Annotated in this window: 19 protein-coding genes and 1 riboswitch; of the genes, 4 read left to right on the top strand and 15 right to left on the bottom strand. The window is 28.4% G+C overall.

The window, feature by feature from the left end; all coding sequences use genetic code 11:
- Positions 1-14: 14 nt before the first annotated feature.
- The 5 genes from murD to JW646_RS14055 form a co-directional block, all read right to left on the bottom strand.
- Positions 15-1,373 (bottom strand): UDP-N-acetylmuramoyl-L-alanine--D-glutamate ligase, encoded by a 1,359-nt coding sequence (murD, locus tag JW646_RS14075; protein WP_148556229.1) that lies wholly within the window; start codon positions 1,371-1,373, stop codon positions 15-17.
- Positions 1,374-1,391: 18 nt separating this feature from the next.
- Positions 1,392-2,357, bottom strand: coding sequence for a phospho-N-acetylmuramoyl-pentapeptide-transferase (mraY, locus tag JW646_RS14070; RefSeq protein WP_026255033.1), 966 nt, complete (start codon positions 2,355-2,357; stop codon positions 1,392-1,394).
- A 36-nt stretch (positions 2,358-2,393) separates the two neighbouring features.
- Positions 2,394-3,770: a UDP-N-acetylmuramoyl-tripeptide--D-alanyl-D-alanine ligase gene (locus JW646_RS14065; RefSeq protein ID WP_206924093.1), complete on the bottom strand. Its 1,377-nt coding sequence runs from the start codon at positions 3,768-3,770 to the stop codon at positions 2,394-2,396.
- A gap of 142 nt (positions 3,771-3,912) precedes the next feature.
- Positions 3,913-5,892, bottom strand: coding sequence for a stage V sporulation protein D (locus JW646_RS14060; protein WP_148556227.1), 1,980 nt, complete (start codon positions 5,890-5,892; stop codon positions 3,913-3,915).
- 15 nt (positions 5,893-5,907) lie between these two features.
- On the bottom strand, positions 5,908-6,255 hold the full coding sequence (locus JW646_RS14055; RefSeq protein WP_074915169.1) for an FtsB/FtsL family cell division protein: 348 nt from the start codon (positions 6,253-6,255) through the stop codon (positions 5,908-5,910).
- A 349-nt stretch (positions 6,256-6,604) separates the two neighbouring features.
- Here JW646_RS14055 and JW646_RS14050 point away from each other — a divergent pair, with 349 nt between their 5' ends.
- Positions 6,605-7,039 (top strand): hypothetical protein, encoded by a 435-nt coding sequence (locus JW646_RS14050; protein ID WP_228415497.1) that lies wholly within the window; start codon positions 6,605-6,607, stop codon positions 7,037-7,039.
- A gap of 60 nt (positions 7,040-7,099) precedes the next feature.
- Here JW646_RS14050 and JW646_RS14045 read toward each other — a convergent pair whose 3' ends face one another.
- The 7 genes from JW646_RS14045 to yfmF form a co-directional block, all read right to left on the bottom strand.
- Positions 7,100-8,383: an MATE family efflux transporter gene (locus tag JW646_RS14045; protein ID WP_331478022.1), complete on the bottom strand. Its 1,284-nt coding sequence runs from the start codon at positions 8,381-8,383 to the stop codon at positions 7,100-7,102.
- Between the two features lie 196 nt (positions 8,384-8,579).
- Positions 8,580-9,869 carry an O-acetylhomoserine aminocarboxypropyltransferase/cysteine synthase family protein gene (locus JW646_RS14040; protein WP_228415495.1) on the bottom strand — a complete coding sequence of 430 codons (1,290 nt, stop codon included), beginning with the start codon at positions 9,867-9,869 and terminating at the stop codon, positions 8,580-8,582.
- A gap of 134 nt (positions 9,870-10,003) precedes the next feature.
- A riboswitch (SAM riboswitch) is annotated at positions 10,004-10,104 on the bottom strand.
- 62 nt (positions 10,105-10,166) lie between these two features.
- Entirely contained in the window at positions 10,167-11,105 is a 939-nt protein-coding gene (gene rsmH, locus JW646_RS14035) for a 16S rRNA (cytosine(1402)-N(4))-methyltransferase RsmH (protein ID WP_148556222.1), read from the bottom strand.
- 33 nt (positions 11,106-11,138) lie between these two features.
- Positions 11,139-11,867 carry a prolipoprotein diacylglyceryl transferase gene (gene lgt / locus JW646_RS14030; RefSeq protein WP_228415494.1) on the bottom strand — a complete coding sequence of 243 codons (729 nt, stop codon included), beginning with the start codon at positions 11,865-11,867 and terminating at the stop codon, positions 11,139-11,141.
- 11 nt (positions 11,868-11,878) lie between these two features.
- Complete coding sequence (locus tag JW646_RS14025) at positions 11,879-12,661, bottom strand: tyrosine-protein phosphatase (protein ID WP_074915157.1); 783 nt, start codon at positions 12,659-12,661, stop codon at positions 11,879-11,881.
- A 219-nt stretch (positions 12,662-12,880) separates the two neighbouring features.
- Positions 12,881-14,167 (bottom strand): EF-P 5-aminopentanol modification-associated protein YfmH, encoded by a 1,287-nt coding sequence (yfmH, locus tag JW646_RS14020; RefSeq protein WP_228415493.1) that lies wholly within the window; start codon positions 14,165-14,167, stop codon positions 12,881-12,883.
- A gap of 2 nt (positions 14,168-14,169) precedes the next feature.
- Positions 14,170-15,444 (bottom strand): EF-P 5-aminopentanol modification-associated protein YfmF, encoded by a 1,275-nt coding sequence (yfmF, locus tag JW646_RS14015; RefSeq protein ID WP_228415492.1) that lies wholly within the window; start codon positions 15,442-15,444, stop codon positions 14,170-14,172.
- Between the two features lie 359 nt (positions 15,445-15,803).
- On the opposite strand from yfmF, the gene ychF reads away from it, so the two are divergent.
- Entirely contained in the window at positions 15,804-16,901 is a 1,098-nt protein-coding gene (gene ychF / locus JW646_RS14010) for a redox-regulated ATPase YchF (protein ID WP_228415491.1), read from the top strand.
- Between the two features lie 171 nt (positions 16,902-17,072).
- Positions 17,073-17,552, top strand: coding sequence for a pyridoxamine 5'-phosphate oxidase family protein (locus tag JW646_RS14005; protein ID WP_228415490.1), 480 nt, complete (start codon positions 17,073-17,075; stop codon positions 17,550-17,552).
- A gap of 167 nt (positions 17,553-17,719) precedes the next feature.
- Here the strand turns inward: JW646_RS14005 and JW646_RS14000 are convergent, their stop codons facing one another.
- Positions 17,720-18,130: an FxLYD domain-containing protein gene (locus JW646_RS14000; RefSeq protein ID WP_074915147.1), complete on the bottom strand. Its 411-nt coding sequence runs from the start codon at positions 18,128-18,130 to the stop codon at positions 17,720-17,722.
- A 94-nt stretch (positions 18,131-18,224) separates the two neighbouring features.
- A complete protein-coding gene (locus tag JW646_RS13995; RefSeq protein ID WP_074918972.1) occupies positions 18,225-19,319 on the bottom strand; it encodes a serine/threonine-protein kinase in 1,095 nt (364 codons plus the stop codon).
- Positions 19,320-19,400: 81 nt separating this feature from the next.
- Between JW646_RS13995 and JW646_RS13990 the strand changes: the two genes are divergently transcribed.
- Positions 19,401-19,841, top strand: coding sequence for a hypothetical protein (locus JW646_RS13990; RefSeq protein WP_074915145.1), 441 nt, complete (start codon positions 19,401-19,403; stop codon positions 19,839-19,841).
- Between the two features lie 105 nt (positions 19,842-19,946).
- On the opposite strand, the gene metA is transcribed toward JW646_RS13990, so the two are convergent.
- Positions 19,947-20,864, bottom strand: coding sequence for a homoserine O-acetyltransferase MetA (gene metA / locus JW646_RS13985; RefSeq protein WP_228415489.1), 918 nt, complete (start codon positions 20,862-20,864; stop codon positions 19,947-19,949).
- Positions 20,865-20,872 lie beyond the last annotated feature (8 nt).

Here is a 20,872-nt window from a genome sequence, read left to right as displayed (position 1 = left end):
TTGCTTTGAAGGAGTTATTTTAAGTTGTTAACATTATCTTTGAAGTCGCGTCCTCTCACTTCAAAACTTTTGTACATATCCCAACTTGCACAAGCAGGAGATAAAAGAACAACATCTCCACTTTCAGCTAGGTTATAAGAAGCTTCTACAGCTTCTTTCATATTATTAACTTTAATTATAGTTTTATAATCTTTTTCTTTAGCACATTTTTCAATTGTACTAGAAGTTTCACCCATTAAGACTAGGGCTTTAATATTTTCTTTTCCTACTTCTAAAAGCTCACTAAAATCACTTTCCTTATTGTATCCACCAGCTATTAGTATGATTGGATTTTCATAAGAAGTTATTGCCTTAACAGTTGAATCTGGATTAGTTCCCTTAGAGTCATTTACAAATATAATATCATTTAATGTTCTAACATATTCTAATCTATGTTCTACAGCTTTAAATGTTTTTAATACATGCTTTAAAGTTTCTAAATCCACATTGCATACGTAAGACATAGCAATAGCAGCCATGCAATTTTCTAGGTTATGTCCTCCTGGTAAACTAAGCTCTTTTTTATTTAATAAAACAATTTTTTTATCTATATGAATAACTATATTGTTGTTTTCGTCTAAATATACACCTTTATCAAGTTTTTCTTTTCTTGAGAAAAATATTACTTGGCCATTACAATTAGACTCTAGACTTCTAACTTCTTTATCGTCATAATTTAATATTGCGAAATCACTTTTATCTTGGTTTTTAAATATATTAGCTTTAGCAGCTATATAATTTTCCATAGTATGATGTCTATTTAAGTGATCTGGAGAAAAATTCAATATTGATGCAACTTTAGGTTTAAAGTCAACAATACTTTCCAGCTGGAATGAGCTTAACTCTGTTATTAAATATGAATCTTCAGTTGTAGTTTCTACTGTATCTATAACAGGATTTCCAATGTTTCCCACTATATATGTGTCCTTATTGTCTGATTTAAATATTTCCCCTACTAAAGATGTTGTAGTCGTTTTTCCATTTGTTCCAGTTATACCTACAAATACAGGATTTTTAGAGAGTCTATAAGCAAGCTCTACTTCTCCTATTATCTCTATATTATTTTCTTTTAGTTTTAATATAAAAGGCAAGTCTAAAGGTACTCCAGGAGACACAACTGCTAAGTCTATATGGTCTACGTTTTCTGGATGATATCCAAGAATATACTGAGCATTTTTTATATCTTTTAATTCTAGTAAAATATCTTTTAATTTTTCTTCATCTTTTATATCATTAACTATTATATTTGCTTCTAGTTTGTTTAATAATTTAATTGTTGAAACACCTGTTTTAGCTAACCCAACAAGTAAAATATTTTTATTTTTTAGGTTCATTGTTTTCCCCCCTAGTGATTAGAATACTGCAATTATTCCTATCCATGCTAATACTACTGTAGTTATCCAAAATATAAATACAACTCTAGTTTCTGGCCATCCACATTGTTCAAAATGGTGATGTATTGGCGCCATTTTAAATATTCTTTTACCAGTTAATTTAAATGATACAACTTGTAATATTACTGATATAGCCTCTGCAAAATAAATACCTCCTACTATTGGTATTAAAAGTACTGAGTTTGTTAATACTGCAAAAGCTACTACCGCTCCTCCTAAGGCCATAGAACCAGTATCCCCCATAAATACTTTAGCAGGATATGAATTGAATCCTAAGAACCCTAAACAAGCTCCCCCAGTAGCTGCTGCAAGTATTGCAACATCACTGTTACCTATTGTTGTTGCCAACATCATAAAGAATGCTGATACTATTAAAGTCACTCCTGATGCTAGACCATCTAAACCATCAGTTAAGTTTACAGCATTTACTGTTCCTATTATAATAAACATCATTATTGGTACATACAAAGGTCCTAAGTTTATTACATAATCAGTAAATGGAACCATTATTTGAGTTGCACTTGGTGATGCACTGTATTGATAATAAGCAACAAATAGTGCAAGAGCAAATTGTAATACAATTTTTTGATATGCTTTTAGTCCTAAAGATCTTTTCATTTTAATTTTAATAAAATCGTCTAAGAATCCTACAAATCCAAATCCTGTTATACATATTAGTCCTACTAATAAGTCCCTATCTATTTTTGCTCTTGTTAGTCCAGTAATAAGAATAGCTATTATCATTATTACTCCACCCATAGTTGGTGTTCCATTTTTTAGTAAATGAGTTTGTGGTCCATCATCCCTAACCGTTTGACCAAATTTAAATTTTGCTAACATTGGTATAAATATTGGTCCTAATATAACTACTATTAAAAATGCGATTATCGCTGTATACGTAAGCTGTGTTATTCCTAACATAATATAAAACTCCTCTCCCTAGTTCGCTAATTATTTTGTCTATTTATTAAGATGTTCAACAACCTTTTCTAGATGCATTCCTCTTGATGCCTTAACTAAAATAGTGTCATTTTCTTTTATGATATCATCTAGCTTTTCAATTGCTTCTTCTTTTGTTTCAAAATGATAAAGATTGTCAGGGTTCATATTATTTTCTTTTAATTCTTTTACTATAAACTCTGAATCCTTTCCTATTGATATTAATATATCCACATTGTTTAAAGCTGATTTTCCTACTTGTCTATGCCCAAATTCTGCAAATTCACCCATTTCAAACATATCTCCAAGTATTGCTACTCTTCTGCTTTTATATCTTCCAAGGATATTTAATGCCGCCGTCATAGAATCTATGCTTGCATTATAAACTGAGTCAATTATAGTTAAATTATTACTTTTTATTATGTCTAACCTATTTTTTGTGCATTGGAAATTTTTTAAACCATCTTTTATTTCCTCTAAGGTCATATTCAGATTAATTCCTACTAGTATTGCTGCCATAGCATTATATATATTGTGTTTTCCAACTGTTGGAATGAAAAACTCTTCTCTTTTACCATCAATAACTGCTATGAAATTTATGTTGTCTTCATCCATTTCAAAAGATTCGCAGTATATATCGTTATCTTTTTCAAATCCAAAAGTTTTTAGTTTATAAACTAAATGTTTATCCTTTAAAGTTTTTAAACAATCATCATCTCCATTAACTATTAATAAAGAATTCTCATCAAAGTTTGTTGTTATTTCCATTTTTGCTTTAAAAATCCCATCTCTACTTCCTAGATGTTCCACATGAGAATATCCAATATTAGAAATTATACCTATTTGCGGATTAACGATATTTACCAGGTATTCAATTTCATTAAACCCACTCATTCCCATTTCTATTACTGCACATTCATGTTCTTTATTTAAATTAAATAAAGTTAAAGGCACTCCAAATTGGTTGTTTAAGTTTCCTACGTTTTTTAGTGAGTTATATTTTGCACTAATAGTCGAATATACCATATCTCTAGTAGTTGTTTTTCCCACACTACCCGTAACGGCAATGAACGGTATTTCAAATTTGTTCTTATAAAGTCTAGCAATATCACCAAAAGCTACTTCCGTATTGTTTACTTCTATTACATTAATTTCTTTATTCTCTATGTCAACGTTGTTATCTTTATTTTTTATAATAGTTTTACAGCCTTGATTTATAGCTAAATTAATGAAATCATGCCCATCTAAGTTTTCTCCAACTATAGCAACAAAAGCATTTTCTTTACTTGCTTTTCTACTGTCTATTACTATATCATTTACTAAAGTTTCTTCGCTACACTTAGAAACTAGCTGTCCTTCACTAGCAAGTATTAACTCTTTTATAGTTAAATATTCCATTTTAACCTCCTTATTCATTTTTAATTTAATGCTTATCTTTATAAAAGGCAATGCATTGCATACATTGCCTTTTATATATTTATCTTAATAATTATATACCATATTAACTTTTTTTTGAAGATATTTATAAGTTTCTGTAATATTAATTATCAAAATAAATGGATATCAGAGAACCTTCATTTACGCTAACTCCAGGTTTTGGGAACATATCTTTAATAATAGTTCCTTCCTTTATATCTATATCATTATCAATATTAGCTTCTAATTTAGACTCTTCTAAGACTTTTGTAGCATCTTCTATACTTAGACCTCTAACATCAGGCACTTTCACTTTATTTTTCACATTTTCGGCTTTTTCTTCTTCAGTATACTTTGGCTCTACACCCAGATATTTCAGTGTATTGCCCATTACTTCTTTTATAATTGGCCCTGCTGTTGTTGAACCAAATTGCATAACATTTGTAGGCTCGTCAACTATAGCAAGTACTACAATTTGTGGATCGTCAGCTGGTGCCATTCCAATAAAAGAACACACATAATGACCTTGAGCGTAAGACCCATCTATAACCTTTTGCGCAGTTCCTGTTTTTCCACCTAATCTATATCCTGGTAAGTACGCTATTTTACCACCACCTTCTGTTACAACAGATTCCATTATTTCTCTCATTTGTTCAGATGTTTCTTTTGAGATAACTTGTTTTACTTGTACTGGATCTACTTTCTTCGTTATATTTCCTTTATTATCTGTATATGCCTTTACTAACCTCGGTTCCATTCTATTTCCATCATTTACTATAGAACACACTGCTGTAATAAGTTGCATAGGTGTTACAGATATTGACTGGCCAAATGATATAGTTGCCAGTTCAACAGGCCCAACATCTTTTTCATTGTACATTATACTTCCTGCTTCACCTGGCAAATCTATTCCTGTTTTTTTATTTAAACCAAATGCATCTATGTAATTATACATTTTTGAAACTCCAAGTCTTCTACCTACTTCAACAAAAACTGGGTTGCAAGAGTTTTGAACACCTTGTTTAAATGTTTCTGAACCATGCGGTCTATAAGACCTCCAACATTTTATTTTTTTCCCTTCAACCATAACACTTCCGCTACAAGTAAATTTATCATCTTGCTTAACAACACCTTCTTCTAATCCTGCAGAAGAAGTTATAAGTTTAAATGTTGAACCTGGTTCATATGTATCACTTACAGCTGTATTTCTCCACATAGTTGAATATGCTTTTATTTTTTCATTATCATTTTTACATTCTTCTAATAGCTCTTCATATGCAGGGTAAATTGCTTTTGTAGGAGTGTTCGGATCATAATCTGGTTTTTTTACCATTGCTTTTAACTCTCCTGTTTTAGGATCCATAGCAATTATAGTTACTTTACTTGCGTTGTTTTCTTCATAAGCCTTTTGAGCTGCTTTTTCACAATAATGTTGTATTACTTCATCCACAGTTAATACTAATCCATTTCCTGTTGTTGGCTCATAATATTGTTCAGAACCTTGAGGTATTTCTTTTCCCGCTGCATCAGTACTTACGATTAGCTTTCCTGCTGTTCCTTTAAGCACATTATCATATCTTAATTCTATTCCTGCTACACCTGATGAATCTGAAGAGGTATGACCAAGAACGTAAGATGCAAAATTTCCATATGGATAGTATCTTTGATTGTCTTCAGCAACCCATATCCCCGATAATCCTGCTTTAGTAATTTTATCTGCCATATCATCATCTATCCATCTTTTTACTTTGACTAGAGCCATGTTGTTCTTACTAACTTTTTTGTATACATCATCATATTTTTCATCCAATATTTTTGCCAATTCTTCAGAGGTTTTTTTTGCATCTTTTACTTCAACTGGCTTACACCACACTGTATATTTTGTAACACTTACTGCCAATTCTTTCATATTTGTATCATATATTGTTCCCCTTTTAGCTTCTATAGGTATCTCCCTTGTTTGCTGTTCTGATGCCTTTGTACTAAGCCACTCTCCTTTAATTAATTGTAAATATCCTATTCTAAATACCAATGCTAAAAATAAGGAACAAGCCAACACCATTACTATAACTAATCTTTTTCTGCTGTTTATTTTTATTTTCATTAACAACCTCCCTTTCTAATCCTTTAAGTCAATATATCTCATTTGACTTTCATTAGGGTAATCCATTTTTAACTTTTCTTTTGCATTTTCTTCTATATTAGTAATGCTAGAATTTTCTAATTTGTCCATTTTTAATCCATCTAAAGCTATCTCTTCTTTTCTTAATTGTTTTTTCAACGTATTAATTTCATACTTGTAATTTGATACAATAGCATTACCACATAAGTTTATGATGATTATTAACACCACAGGAAATGCAAACAAAATAGGCTTAGCTACTCTTTTTATTTTTCTCTTTCTATATCTATTCTTTTTTCTCTTTTTATATTCATTTATGTTCTTTACTCTTTCCTTTTTATTCAAAAAATCACCTCCGCCTTGTGTGGTATATACATATTTAGTTTTTTTGTGTCTGCCTTCCTTTAATGACTTATACAAAAATTCATACATAAAATATTATGAATTTTTATATGTAGAACATTTTTTTAAAAAATTTATACTTTCTTTTATTTTTTTGAAGTATTAAATAGAATTAAATATGTTCATTATCTTTATATTTTTAATAAATTAATCTATACTTAAATTAATTAAAGCCTGAGAAAAATTAAGCTCTTAGTTTTTATATAAAAATTCTAATAACAGCTTAAAGAATTATACGATAAGAAATATATAAATAAAATTTTTTTATACTTTTTAATAAAGGGAGGAATATATGAAAAAGATATTATTATTGATTATACTAATATCAGCTGCTATTATTTTTTATGGTTGTAATAAAAATTCAAATGAAGACAGCCCTATTTCTTTGTCTTCCGTAGATATAAGTTCATTGAATAATAAAGAAATATTAGATGTAATTTATGACAGTGATTTAGAGGAGGGAATTTATCAGATAACAACAAAAAATAATAGTTACATATTTTTTAAAGGTATCAAAAATGAATATATTGATGTAGGATTACACCTTGAAGATAAAACTCTTATAATAAATTGTAATACTACTTCCTCTTCACAAGAAACAAGCAAACTATACGTTATAAAAGAAAAAGGTTCAACTTCATCAAGAGATAAAAATATACTTTTCGATACAATAATACTAAAAATAAATAATAAGGAAGTTCCATTTAATTCGGTATATCTTTTATAATGAAAGTAATAAATTATGAATTTCTATTATCTAAAAAAAGCTCATTATATAATGAGCTTTTTATATTTCATGTAATTTCCACTTGTTTCCCTTATATCTAGTAATAAAGCACACCACTCTAAATATCCAATCTATACTCATGGCTACCCATACACCAAAAACTCCCATATTCATATATCTTCCCAATACATAACTAAAGCCAATTCTAAAAATCCACATGGATAAAATAGATACTGTCATACAGAATTTAACATCATTAGCTGCACGAAGAGTATTTGGAATAACAAAAGAAATTGTCCATATTATAATTGATACTATTCCATGATATAAGATAATATCTTTTGAAATTGTTGCTGTATAATCAGATAGATTATATGCATTTAAAATTAATGGCATGCTTATAAAAGTAAGTATTACAGCTAAGGATATGCATAAAGTACTTATCTTAACTAGTTTTCTTGTATAATATTTTGTTTGATCGTAATCTCCTGCACCTATACATTGAGATGTTACAGAAAGGGTAGCCTGGCTAATTGCCATACCAGGTATTATTTGAAAAAGTCCAACAGCATTTGCTACAGCATTTGCTGCAATAGCTGCTGTTCCAAAAGTTGCAATTAAATTTAATACAATAATTTTTCCAAGTTGAAACATTCCATTTTCCAAACCATTTGGAATACCAATATGAAGTATTTTTCTGATTAATATTCTATCAAATTTCATACACATTTTTTTTGATAAGTGAATTTGCAAATTATCATTTTTTATTAATATAAAAATTACTATAGCTGCTACAGCCCTAGAAAAAACTGTAGGTATGGCTGCACCTGCAATTCCCATTTTAAAAACATAAATTAGAAAATAGTTTCCTATTAAGTTTATCAGGTTCATCATAATTGATATTTTCATTGTGATTTTTGAATTTCCCATAGTTCGAAATAAAGCTGCCCCACCATTGTATATTGCTATGAAAGGAATTGACATAAATACTATGGTCAAATAAGTATTAGAGTAGTTCATAACATCTTGTTCTATATTTCCAAATACTATATTAAGAATAAAATACTTGCATAAATACCCAATTACCATTGTAGTTATAGAGCTTAAAAAAAGAAAAAGAATGAGTTGATCAGCACTTTTGCATGCATTATTTTCATTTTTCTGTCCTAAATATTGGCCTGCTACAACTGCACCTCCTGTAGCAAGAGCTGTAAATATATTTATTATAAGGATATTTATACTATCCACTAAAGATACTGCAGATACTGCAGCTTCCCCTATACTAGCTATCATTATTGAATCTGCTAATCCTACAGTTACTAGTAAAAATTGCTCTATTATCAAGGGAAAAATAAGTTTATATAAATTTTTATCTGAGAATAAGTATTCCCGTGTATTTTGAGTAATTTCCATGTAAGTCCCCCCTTATGACATTCACCAATAATTATAACAGATATTTAATTTATATTCAGAAGTTGAAAATAATGATTTTACATTATAAAAAAGAAAGATGATGTTTATCATCTTTCTTTTTATGTTCCTATTTTGATGCTTTTTCTAAAGCTTGATTCAAGTCCCAAATTAAGTCATTTACATCTTCAATTCCTACAGAAACTCTTATCATGTCTGGAGTAACTCCTGCAATTTTTTGTTCTTCTTCATTTAATTGAGCATGAGTTGTACTAGCTGGATGAATTACAAGTGATTTGGCATCTGCCACATTAGCAAGATGCGAAAAAATTTGAAGAGATTCTATAAATTTAATTCCTGCATCTAATCCTCCTTTTATCCCAAAAGTAAATATTGATCCTGGCCCTTTTGGTAAATATTTTTTCCCTAATTCATAATATTTATTTTCTTTTAAACCTGGGTAGTTTACCCATGCAACTTGAGGATGATCATTTAAAAATTCTGTAATTTTCTTAGTATTTTCCACATGTTTTTCAACTCTTAAGGATAAAGTTTCAAGTCCTAATAATAATTGGAACGCACTTTGTGCACTTAGGCAAGCTCCTGTATCTCTTAGATATTGAGCCAGAAGCTTTGTAGTATAAGCTGCTTTTTTACAATCTTTAGCATAGTTTAAACCATTATAAGATAAATCTGGTTCTGTTAAACATTTAAATTTTCCACTTTTTATCCAATCAAAATTCCCACTATCAACAACTACTCCACCTAAAGTCGTCCCGTGTCCTCCAATAAATTTTGTAGCCGAATGAACAACAATATCAACTCCATAATCAAATACGTTTATTAAGTAAGGTGTTCCAAAAGTATTATCTAACATAAATGGAATTTGGGCCCCATGAGCTATTTGTGCAATTTTTTCTATATCAATAATATTTATACCTGGGTTGCCTATAGTTTCTGCATAAACTAATCTTGTTTTATCATTTATTGCAGCTTTAAAACTTGCTGGATCATCAGGATTTACGAAATGAGTTTTAATACCTAATTTAGGTAGCATATTGGCTAATAAATTAAATGTTCCACCATATATTGTTGGTGCAGCAACTATTTCATCACCAGCTTGAAGTATATTTAATATAGCAGCATTAATAGCTCCCATTCCAGAAGCAAAGGCTACAGCGCCTACTCCTCCCTCAAGTAAAGCCATTCTTTCCTCAAATACTGCCACAGTTGGATTTGATATTCTTGAATAAATATGTCCTTTTGTTTTTAGTGCAAATAAATCTGCTCCATGCTCCACACTTTGAAAGCAATAAGAAGTTGTTTGATAAATTGGAACTGCTCTAGCTCCTGTTGTAGAGTCCACTTGTTGTCCTCCATGAATTTGTAGTGTAGAAAAACCCAACTTTCTTTCACTCATTGTTTATATCCCCCTTGTTATTTAATATAAATAATATTAAACAATATATAAAAAACCTTACAAATTGTATCTTATCAAATAAAAAAGGTTCTTTTATCTTGAAGATAAAAGAACCTTAATAATCTAAGATTTCTCTCTTATCTTTCTTATGTTTCCATAAGTAGGATTTAGCACCTATCTAATATAGGTTGCTGGACTTCTTCGGGCCTATTCCCTCCATCACTCTTGATAAGATTTTTTACTATTAATTTAATAAGTTAATTGTATATATATTTTTATTCATATGCAACAAGAAAATTATTTTTTTTGAGCTACTCTAAGTTTTGCACTTCTCGATCTTGGATTTCTTTCAATTTCTTCATCACTAGGAATTATTGGTTTTCTTGTTATAATCTTAACTTCTGATTTTTTATCACATTGACAAATTGGAAGCTCTGGTGGACATACACAACTTAAAGCTAAATCTTTAAATTCATTTTTTACTATCCTATCTTCTAATGAATGGAAGGTAATTATACAAACTCTTCCTCCTTTATTCATTATAGAAACAGCATCTTCAATCATTTTGTTTATTACACCAAGTTCGTTATTTACCTCAATTCTTATAGCTTGGAAAGTTCTCTTTGCTGGATGTGGACCATCTATTCTAGCTTTTTTAGGTATTGCTTTTTTTATAACATCAACAAGCTCACCTGTTTTTTCTATTGGACCATTTGCTTCTCTTTCTTCCACTATAAATTTAGCTATTCTCTTGGCCCAATTATCCTCGCCATAATCTCTGATTATCTTAGCTAATTGTTCTTCACTATACGTGTTTACCACATCATAAGCAGAAAAATCTTTTCTAACGTCCATTCTCATATCTAGTGGTGCATCATGCATATAAGAAAAACCTCTATCAGCCTCATCAAGTTGGTGAGAAGATACGCCTAAATCAGCAAGTACTCCATCTATTTTATAAATACCTATTTTTTCTAATTCTGATTTAATATTTTCAAAATTACTGTGTACAAACTTCACTCTATCTGAATACTCAGATAGTCTTTCTTTTGCCGTTGCTATGGCATTTTTATCTTGATCAAATCCAATAAATAAACCTTTATCAGATAATCTCTTTACTATTTCTTTTGAATGACCTGCTCCACCCATGGTGCAGTCAACATAAACTCCATCTTCTTTTATGTCTAAATTTTCAATACATTCATCTAGTAGTACTGATACATGATTAAATTCCATTTTTTCTTCTCCTTAAGAGTTACTAGTTAGCCTCTATTTTTTCTTCTTTGATAATATTTTATGTAAAATAACACAAATTATAATCGTTCCTAAACTTATTACTTGAGCCATTCTAAGCGGACCAATCATAAGTGAATCTGTTCTAAGTCCTTCTATAAAAAATCTTCCTAATGAATATAAAATCAAATAGAATATAGCTAATTGACCCTCATATTTTTTCTTCTTTCTAAAGCACCACAAAAATATGAATATACCTAAATCCCAGATAGATTCATATAAAAACGTAGGATGAACTCTAATGCCATCAACAATTATTCCCCAAGGTAAAGATGTTGGTCCTCCATGTGCTTCTCCATTTATAAAATTCCCCCATCTTCCTATAGCTTGACCTAAAGGTATACCAATCATTACAGTATCAGCCATCTTAAAGAAATTAATTTTTTTAATTTTAGTATATATGAATCCAGCCAATATACCACCAATTAAAGCTCCATGTATGGCCATCCCTCCACCTCTGAAATTTAATATTTCAGATAGGTTATTAGAATACCAAGACCAATTAAAAACAACATAATAAAGCCTAGCACCAATTAAACCACAAGGTATTGCTATTATGGCTAAGTTTAGCAAATCATCTTCACTTATGTTTACTCTTTTTCCTTCCTTTAGCGCTATAAATACACATATTATCATAGCTAGTGCCATTAATACGCCATACCACATTACATCTAAACCAAATATTGTGAATGCCACTCTATCCATTATTTCACCTCTTATAATTTAAATAATCTTTTGAAAAATCCTTTTTTCTTTACTTCTTCTTTATAAGGTTTTGACAAATATAAATTTTCATTATTTATTATTGCATTATTATTTTTAATAAATAAATTATCTGCCATTTCTTTTGAATATTTTTCGCACACGTATTTGTATGCATCTAAAAATATTGGTGTTCTTCTTTTGCTACGATGAGCATCTGTTCCTACAATATGAACCATATTTCGGCTTATTAGTGTATTACAAGTCCTTTGTAATTCTTTTCCACTTTTGCCTAAAATACTATGAGAGTTTATTTGTATTATAGCTCCAGCTTCAATAACCTCATATATTAACTCAGGATTTTCTTGAACTTCTCTATATCTTTCCACATGTGCAAAAACTGGTATGTAGTTTTTTTCTTTTAATTCATATACTATATTGCATAAGTCATTTGGAAAATTTGTAGGAGGAAGTTCGATAAGTATGTATCTACTATTATTTAAAGTATAAAAATCTAATTCATCAATTTGTTTTATTAAATCATTAGTATAGTAAATTTCATTCCCAATTAACACTTCAATATCTATCATATTTTCTCTTAAAACATTATTAAAATCTTTTAGCTCTTTTAATAGTTCTTCGCCTTTTTTGTACCTGAAATCTGGATGATAATGTGATGTATTAACAATTTTTTTTATACCCTGTTCTCTAGCTATTAAAGCCATTTCTATAGACTCATTTAAGCTTCTAGAACCATCATCTACTTCAGGCAAAATGTGGCAATGTATATCAATCATAAAACATAGCCTCCTTATACCCTAAACAATTATCCTTTTCATTTTTTATTATATCAGTTTCTTAATAATAAAAAAACAGAATGCCTTAATTATAATTAATTAATAAATATTTTACAATGAAAAAAGGATAATTATCCTTAATTTTAACTAAAATTATTTCTTTAATCAAAATCAACTAACTATCCTTTATTTTATTACATTTTTATTTTTATATAAGCATTATCTAGGCTCTGCAATAGATATAACACAATTTTCTTCTTTAAAATGATTATTTAGTCTTTCACTTACCTCTTCAAATGTGACTTCCTTCATTACTTCAACATAATCAAGTAAGTTTATACCTTTAAATTTGTAAGTTATAAAATTATTTGCAATAAAAGTAACTGAGTCAAAATATTTAATAAAGTTACCTATATTTTTTTTCTTTGTTCTTTCAAAACCTTCTTTATCTAAACCTTCTAATTTAAATTTTTCAATATAAGACATTATAATTTCTTTTACTTTATGAGGATCTTTTGATTCTCCTCCTATAGATGTATATGCATAATCTACTTGTGAAGAGAAGCCTGCACCAAAGTTTGGAGTTATAAGACCTTGCATGTATAAATCTTCGTATATAACACTACCTTTTTTAAATAACATATCTGTAATGATATCTGTCATTACCTCATATCTTAATAATTCTTTACCTTTCATTCCTACTTTGTCATCTTTAAAGCAAATTGAAAACATTGGCATAGATATAGGGAATTTTGCACCAATCTCTTTTTGCTTGACTTCCTTAGGTTCTTCTGGATAAAATCTCACAATCTCTTCTTGAAGCTTTTGTATATCTTTATGATTAGCCTTTTTTACATGTTCAAATACTTCTTCTTTGTCCAAATCCCCTACAACAAATAAAATCATATTTCCTGGATTGTAGAATGTATTATAGCATTTATATAACTCTTCTTTAGATATCTTATATATACTGTCAACAGTACCTGCAATATCTATTCTAGTTGGATGATTTACATACATAGCTTTTAATGCATTAAAAAATACATTCCACTCTGGATCGTCATTATACATTTTTATTTCTTGTTCAATTATTCCCTTTTCTTTTTCCACATTTTCATCTGTAAAATAAGGTGTTTGAACATAATCTATTAAATGTTCTAAACATTCATAAAAATATTCTGTAGCTGAGAATAAATAGGCTGTCATAGTAAAATTAGTAAATGCATTGGCATTTGCTCCATATTTTGAAAACTTATCAAATGCATTTCCTCCATTTGGTTGTTCAAACATTTTATGTTCTAAGAAATGGGCAATACCAGCATTTACAGTCATTTTATTTTTTTCATTTATAGGAATAAATTCTAAATCATTTGAACCATAGTTAGTTGCAAGAACAGCATATTTTTTAGTAAATCCTTTTTTAGGCATAAAATAAACATCTAAACCATTTTCTAATTTTTCATAATATAATTCTTCTTTTAGCAATTCATTAACTATTTTTTCCATATTTATGCCTCCTTGTTATTACTTAAGAAATATATAGTATCTAACTGAATATTTTTAAATGCATCAACTATATCTTTCACTGTAACCTTTTCTATAATTTCTATAATTTTTTCTACAGTTGAGTTTGTTTGACCCATTGTTTGGGAGAAGTAAAAATCTGATGCTCCTCCAATAGAGTCTTTTATTGTTTTTAATGAACTTACTAAAGAACTTTTACTATTTAATAATTCTTCCTTAGAAATTTGGCCTTCTTTTAAGCATTCTAATTGTTCTTTGATTAGCTTAATTGTTTTATCGTAATTTACATCTTCTATTCCAGAAGCTATAAACATAGATGTTTTATATTTTTCTAGTGAAGAGTATATATAATAGCATAAACTTTCTTTTTCTCTAACATTTACAAATAACTTTGAATGAGGTCCTCCACCAAGAACATTAGAACCTACGAATAAAGAATAGTACTTATATTCGTCTTTATAGTCAATATTGCATCTAAATCCCATAACAAGCTTTCCTTGTGTTATATCCATATCTTCTTTTATTATCTTAACTTCATCCACATTTTTTTGGAAATCTGCTCTAGGTATTTCTACTATGTTCTCCCTATGGAAGTTAAATCCGTTAGATATAATTTTTACTATTTCTTCTTCATCAAAATTTCCTTCTACTACTATATCAATAGGCGAAGTCCTCATAATTTCCATATAATGTTCATAAAGCCTTTTTGCAGTTATTTTATCTATGTCTTCTAAGTAACCTAAATCACTAATTCCATATTTTTCATCTTTAAACATTTCTTCACGTGCACGTTCAATAGCATATCTACCTTTATCATTTATAATTGACTCTATTCTATTTTTAAGGTTCTCTTTTTCTATTTTTACATATTCCTCTTTAAATCCACCATCTATAACTAATGGATGATTTACTACTTCGTCTAAAAATTCCACAACAGGTTTAAATATTTTTTCGTCTAAGTATTTTTCATCTGTACTAATAATTTTAAAAGTAATTACTTGAGTTTCTCCTCTTTTGCTACTATCAGCGCCTATAGAAACTCCATATAAATCATCTTGATGCTTGGACATTTCTCTAGCGCTTGGATATTTTTCACTCCCACTTTTTATTATAGAAGGAAGTAGTGCATTCATCGTTACTTCGTCTCTATTTAATAATCTTTGGATATAAATACTTACTAAATTAGTTTTGAATTTTTCTTCTGGTATTAAAGTTAGATTAATTCCTTTACCTAGATTTATTGTTTTATTATTTTTCATTTTTACCTCCTCTTATGAGTATTAACTTGTATATACAATAAATGATTTATATATTCAAAATTTTTCCTTTTACTTAATTATATATCTTTTATTATTTTCTAAAATACTTATTTTTATTTTGTTTACACATTTTTATTAGGATATGCCAAATTTCAAGTTAAAATCCTATTAATAATATAAATTCTTACAAAAATAATGTAATTTACAAATAATAACTTATTTCAAACGTGTTTACACATATTAAGATTATGATGTATAATCAATATGTATGTCTAGAAAATACTAAGAAGTGTTTATAATTTATGTATAAATAAAATTGACAAATATGTAAATTCATATAAGAAAGGAAGATTATTAATATGAAATTAGGTATAGTAGGGTTACCAAACGTTGGTAAAAGTACACTATTTAATGCTATAACTCAAGCAGGAGCTGAATCTGCAAACTACCCTTTCTGTACAATAGAACCAAACGTTGGTGTTGTTTCTGTTCCAGATGAAAGATTAGAAGTACTTAGAGAAATGTATGATTGTAAAAAAGTTGTTCCAACAGCTATAGAATTCTGTGATATAGCAGGTTTAGTTAGAGGAGCTTCAAAAGGTGAAGGTTTAGGAAATAAATTCTTATCTCACATAAGAGAAGTTGATGCTATAGTTCACGTTGTTAGATGTTTTGATGATCCAAACGTTGTTCACGTTGATGGAAGTGTTGATCCACTTAGAGATATAGAAACTATAAACTTAGAATTAATATTCTCTGATATAGAAATATTAGAAAGAAGAATATTAAAAAGTGGCAAAGCTGCTAAAGCTGATAAGTCTATCGCTGCTGAAGTAGAATTCTTAAAAGAAATACTAGCTGTTCTAGAAGAAAATAAATCTGTTAGAACTATGGATTTAAACGATGATCAGAGAGAGTTTGTTGAGACTTTAAATTTATTAACTTCTAAACCAGTAATATATGCTACAAATGTTTGCGAAGATGATTTAGCTGATGAAGGCGAAAATAATGAATATGTTCACAAAGTTAGAGAATTTGCTTCTGATGAAAACGCTGAAGTTGTTGTCGTTTGTGCTCAAATAGAAGCAGAAATAGCAGAATTAGAATCTGAAGAAGAAAAACAAGAATTCTTAGAATCTTTAGGCCTTGAGCAATCAGGTCTTGATAAATTAATAAAATCTTCTTACTCTTTACTTGGGCTTATGTCTTACTTAACTGCTGGTGTTCAAGAAGTCAGAGCTTGGACTATAACAATAGGAACTAAAGCTCCACAAGCTGCTGGTAAAATACACTCTGATATGGAAAAAGGATTCATTAGAGGTGAAATAGTAAACTATAAAGATTTAATTGAATGTGGGTCTATAGCTAATGCAAGAGAAAAAGGTAAAGTTAGACTTGAAGGTAAAGAATACGTAATGCAAGATGGCGACGTAGTCAACTGGAGATTCAACGTATAAAATAAATATAAATGCTTAAGCCAATTATAGACAAATGTCTTAATTGGCTTTTTGTTTTCTTTTTATAAATAAAATTTTTAATATTCTGTATATTTTTCAAATACATTTTTTTATATATAATAGTGCTATAATTATTACAATTATATATTATATACTAAGGGGATGGGGATTTTGAGAAGAAAAGATAGAACTATTAAGGATATTAATACAATCAAAGAGATTGTTTCTAAATGTCAAGTGGTTAGAGTTGCCATGTGTAAAGATAATGTACCTTATTTAGTTCCTTTAAATTATGGTTATGAATTTAGTGACAAAGGGGAGCTTATTCTCTACTGTAACTGTTCTACCATCGGTAAAAAACTTGATATTTTAGAGGAAAACCCAAATGTATTCATAGAAATTGACAATAAAAAACATATTATTGAAAATGACACTACTTGCGACCATGATTTTGAATACTATAGTATAATGTCTGCAGGTAGGGTTGAATTTGTACATAATATTTATGATAAAATCCATGGTCTAAATAAAATAACTGGAAATTATACTTCTAAAAATAGTACCAGTGAGTTTAAAAATGAAGCTTTAAATAAAATTTTTTTGCTAAAAATTACATGTACAAATATTTCTGCAAAAATTTGTACTAGATAAACTAAATTAACAAGGTGTAGCGTGAATAAAAACAAATTATCTCACATTACACCTTTTATATTTATGAGAAATATTACAAGTTTATAACAAAAAGTGTGCATTTCCCCCAAAATGCACACTTAATATATATAATTTAAATACCCCTATTTCAAACTTTTTTTAATTATTTAAAAAGCACTGGATTTTACTTTAATATCATATTTATCAAAATCATTTTCTGAGCAGAATATTTCAATTTTTCTCTTTTCTCCAGGCTCAATTTCTGTTTCATTAGTAAATGATTTTTCTATAACTGTTCCGTCAGAGTTCATTAATTTATACTCAAATTCAACATAATCTATGACTTTTTCGCTAGTATTTTCAAAAATACCAACTATCTCAGTACTATAATCACCTCTTTTTACTTTCCATTTTATATCTTTGGCCATTTCTTGTAGCTTAGTATCATTTTTAACTGTTTCTTTTTCTACTTCTTTTACTGCATTATCTACACCAGACATTCCTGCTCCAACTAATGCTACACAACCTCCAACAATAACTACAAATCCTATAATAATACCTAATAATATCTTCTTCATATTTTACCTCCATAAGTAATTGTCTAATTATAAATTAATTATATAAATTTACCCATGGGTGTTGGTATGCTGTCAGCATACAAAGTTGAATTTTTTAGTTCATAGTTAAACTTAATAATCCACCTCCAATTAAAAAGATACCTGTAACATAAATAAAATATCCTACCAACCTGATTGCTACTTTTTTACTTTTTATCAATGGTAACTTGTTTTTTATTCCTAAATAATTTGTAAATATGAAATAAGTTGATAACATCACTATAACAAGTATAATATTACCTAAAAAATCATTAAAACCTTTTGCAATAAATAGCCCCATTATTAAAAATAAGTACCAAAGGCTAGCACCAATCATATATATTGGATTTTTAGTCCTAAAACCTGGCAAGGCTTTTGAATAATAATGTTTTGTTTTTATATCTTTTTTAATATGATATTTACTACCTGCTTTTTTATCCATCTTAGTATATTTTTCATCATAAAGTTTACTTTTTAATTCTTCTTTTAGATCAAGGACATTCGCATATCTTTTTTCTGCAGATATATTAGTACATTTTTTTATTATGTCTTTTAGCAAAGTATTATTTAATTCTTCTTTTATATGTTTTCCCGTAGTTAATACATTCATCATGATACCCATTGCATATATATCACTTCTACAGTCTGTTTGATCAAATCCAAACTGTTCTGGAGAGGCATATCCTTTTGTTCCTAGAAGTGTTGTATCTAAACTTTCACCTTCTTTATAAATTCTTGAAATATCAAAATCAATTAATTTTAATATATTATCATTACTTATAATTATATTAGCTGGTTTGATATCTCTATGAATTATAGGAGGATTTAAACTATGAATTTCATATAAAGCATCACACAAAGAAATCATATATTCAATTACTTCTTTCTCTCTTAGCTTATTTTCTTTTTCTAGAATTTCCTGCAAAGTATTTCCATTTATAAACTCTTCAATTATTATAAGTTGATCTTCTTTTTCTAATATCTCATGTATTTTAGGTATATTTTTGCAATTTATACTTTTTATAATTTCATATATTTCCTTTGTATACTCCTTTATTACCTTCTTTATATATATTTTTTCATCTTGTATATTTTGAACTATAAAAATTTCAACTTTTCTACTTTTATGAATAGATTTCAGTTCCTCATACAATGATAATTTAAATTCCATATTTATATTCAAATTTAGCACCTCATCTTATTGATTTTGTAACGCTAAAATTATATCATATTACATGAAGAGGTGAAATATATGAAAAATCTAGAAACAATAAAGCTTATGAGTTTATTAAATAATATAGATGATGAATCTAATTTAGATGATTTTATATCAAACACTTTAGATAACTCAAGAAATATAAAACTTTGTGAATATTTTGAAAAAATGTTTAAAGAAAAAGGCATGAGTAAAAGCGCCGTTATTAAAAATGCAGACTTAGATAGAACTTATGCATATGAAATTTTAAGAGGAGATAAAAAACCTAGCAGAGATAAAATATTACAACTATGTATAGGCAGTAACTTCACTTTAGATGAAACTAATAAGGCTTTAAAAATAGGTAATTGTGGTGAACTTTATCCCAAAATTACAAGAGATAGTGTTATAATCTTCGGTCTAAATAAAAACTTAAATATCCTTCGTATTAATGATCTCTTATTTTCTTATAATTTGACATTATTAGGAGAGGAATAACCCTATTCCTCTCTATATATTCATATTGAATTTATATCAATTATTTCCCAGGAAAATTTATTAATAATTTTATTTGCTAAATAAATATATTACTGATTATTTCAATCAATTTATTTCTTCTATATTATAAGGTGTATTTTGGTATACACAGTAGTTTAACCAATTTCCAAAAACTATATTGGCACTTTCTCTCCAAGTGACGAAAGGAGTAGTTTTGTCATCATCATTTTCAAAATAATGTTTAGGTATTTCTATAGATAATCCCTTACTTAAATCTCTTAAGTATTCTCCTTTTAAAGTATCTCTATCATATTCTAAGTGGCCAGTTATAAATATTTGTCTTCTACTTTTATTAGCTACAATAAATATCCCTGCTTCATCTGATTGTGATAAAATTTCTAAGTCTTCAACTTTCTCTATATCTTCTTTTCTTACTTCTGTATGCCTAGAATGAGGAGCATAAAACAAGTCATTCAGACCTCTAGTTAAATTGTCATGTTCAAAATTATTCCTATGTTTAAATACGCCAAATAATTTTTTATCTAATTTATATTTAGGCACATTGTAATGATGATAAAGAGCTGCTTGTGCTCCCCAACATATATGCACTGTTGAATAAACATGACTTTTAGTCCAATCCATTATATTTTGCAATTCATCCCAATAAGCCACATCCTCAAATTCCATTTGTTCTACTGGTGCCCCAGTAATAATAAGTCCATCAAACTTTTCATCTTTAACGTCATCCACATATCTGTAGAATTTTTCCAAATGTTCAAGGGGTGTATGATTTCCCCTATATGATTTAGTTTGAAGTAATGTAATTTCAACCTGAAGTGGTGTATTTGAAAGATATCTAAGTAGTTGATTTTCAGCTTGTATTTTTATAGGCATCAAATTTAATATCCCTATCTTAAGTGGTCTAATATCTTGATGATTTGCTCTTTCTATATTCATTACAAAGATATTTTCACTTGATAGTACATTGTATGCAGGTAACTGTGATGGTATTTTTATAGGCATTTATTTTC

It is taken from the genome of Terrisporobacter hibernicus (assembly GCF_020809405.1).
Lineage (GTDB): Bacteria > Bacillota > Clostridia > Peptostreptococcales > Peptostreptococcaceae > Terrisporobacter > Terrisporobacter petrolearius.
The sequence above is the reverse complement of the archived record's forward strand: the minus strand, read 5'-3'. Positions and strand labels throughout refer to the sequence as shown.

What these genes read in the sequence shown, in the direction of transcription:
- murD (WP_148556229.1), bottom strand. Translation starts at nt 1,373, where the DNA reads ATGAACCTAAAAAATAAAAATATTTTACTTGTTGGGTTAGCTAAAACA.
- JW646_RS14065 (WP_206924093.1), bottom strand. Translation starts at nt 3,770, where the DNA reads ATGGAATATTTAACTATAAAAGAGTTAATACTTGCTAGTGAAGGACAG.
- JW646_RS14060 (WP_148556227.1), bottom strand. Translation starts at nt 5,892, where the DNA reads ATGAAAATAAAAATAAACAGCAGAAAAAGATTAGTTATAGTAATGGTG.
- JW646_RS14050 (WP_228415497.1), top strand. Translation starts at nt 6,605, where the DNA reads ATGAAAAAGATATTATTATTGATTATACTAATATCAGCTGCTATTATT.
- JW646_RS14040 (WP_228415495.1), bottom strand. Translation starts at nt 9,869, where the DNA reads ATGAGTGAAAGAAAGTTGGGTTTTTCTACACTACAAATTCATGGAGGA.
- rsmH (WP_148556222.1), bottom strand. Translation starts at nt 11,105, where the DNA reads ATGGAATTTAATCATGTATCAGTACTACTAGATGAATGTATTGAAAAT.
- lgt (WP_228415494.1), bottom strand. Translation starts at nt 11,867, where the DNA reads ATGGATAGAGTGGCATTCACAATATTTGGTTTAGATGTAATGTGGTAT.
- JW646_RS14025 (WP_074915157.1), bottom strand. Translation starts at nt 12,661, where the DNA reads ATGATTGATATACATTGCCACATTTTGCCTGAAGTAGATGATGGTTCT.
- yfmH (WP_228415493.1), bottom strand. Translation starts at nt 14,167, where the DNA reads ATGGAAAAAATAGTTAATGAATTGCTAAAAGAAGAATTATATTATGAA.
- yfmF (WP_228415492.1), bottom strand. Translation starts at nt 15,444, where the DNA reads ATGAAAAATAATAAAACAATAAATCTAGGTAAAGGAATTAATCTAACT.
- ychF (WP_228415491.1), top strand. Translation starts at nt 15,804, where the DNA reads ATGAAATTAGGTATAGTAGGGTTACCAAACGTTGGTAAAAGTACACTA.
- JW646_RS14000 (WP_074915147.1), bottom strand. Translation starts at nt 18,130, where the DNA reads ATGAAGAAGATATTATTAGGTATTATTATAGGATTTGTAGTTATTGTT.
- JW646_RS13995 (WP_074918972.1), bottom strand. Translation starts at nt 19,319, where the DNA reads ATGGAATTTAAATTATCATTGTATGAGGAACTGAAATCTATTCATAAA.
- JW646_RS13990 (WP_074915145.1), top strand. Translation starts at nt 19,401, where the DNA reads ATGAAAAATCTAGAAACAATAAAGCTTATGAGTTTATTAAATAATATA.
- metA (WP_228415489.1), bottom strand. Translation starts at nt 20,864, where the DNA reads ATGCCTATAAAAATACCATCACAGTTACCTGCATACAATGTACTATCA.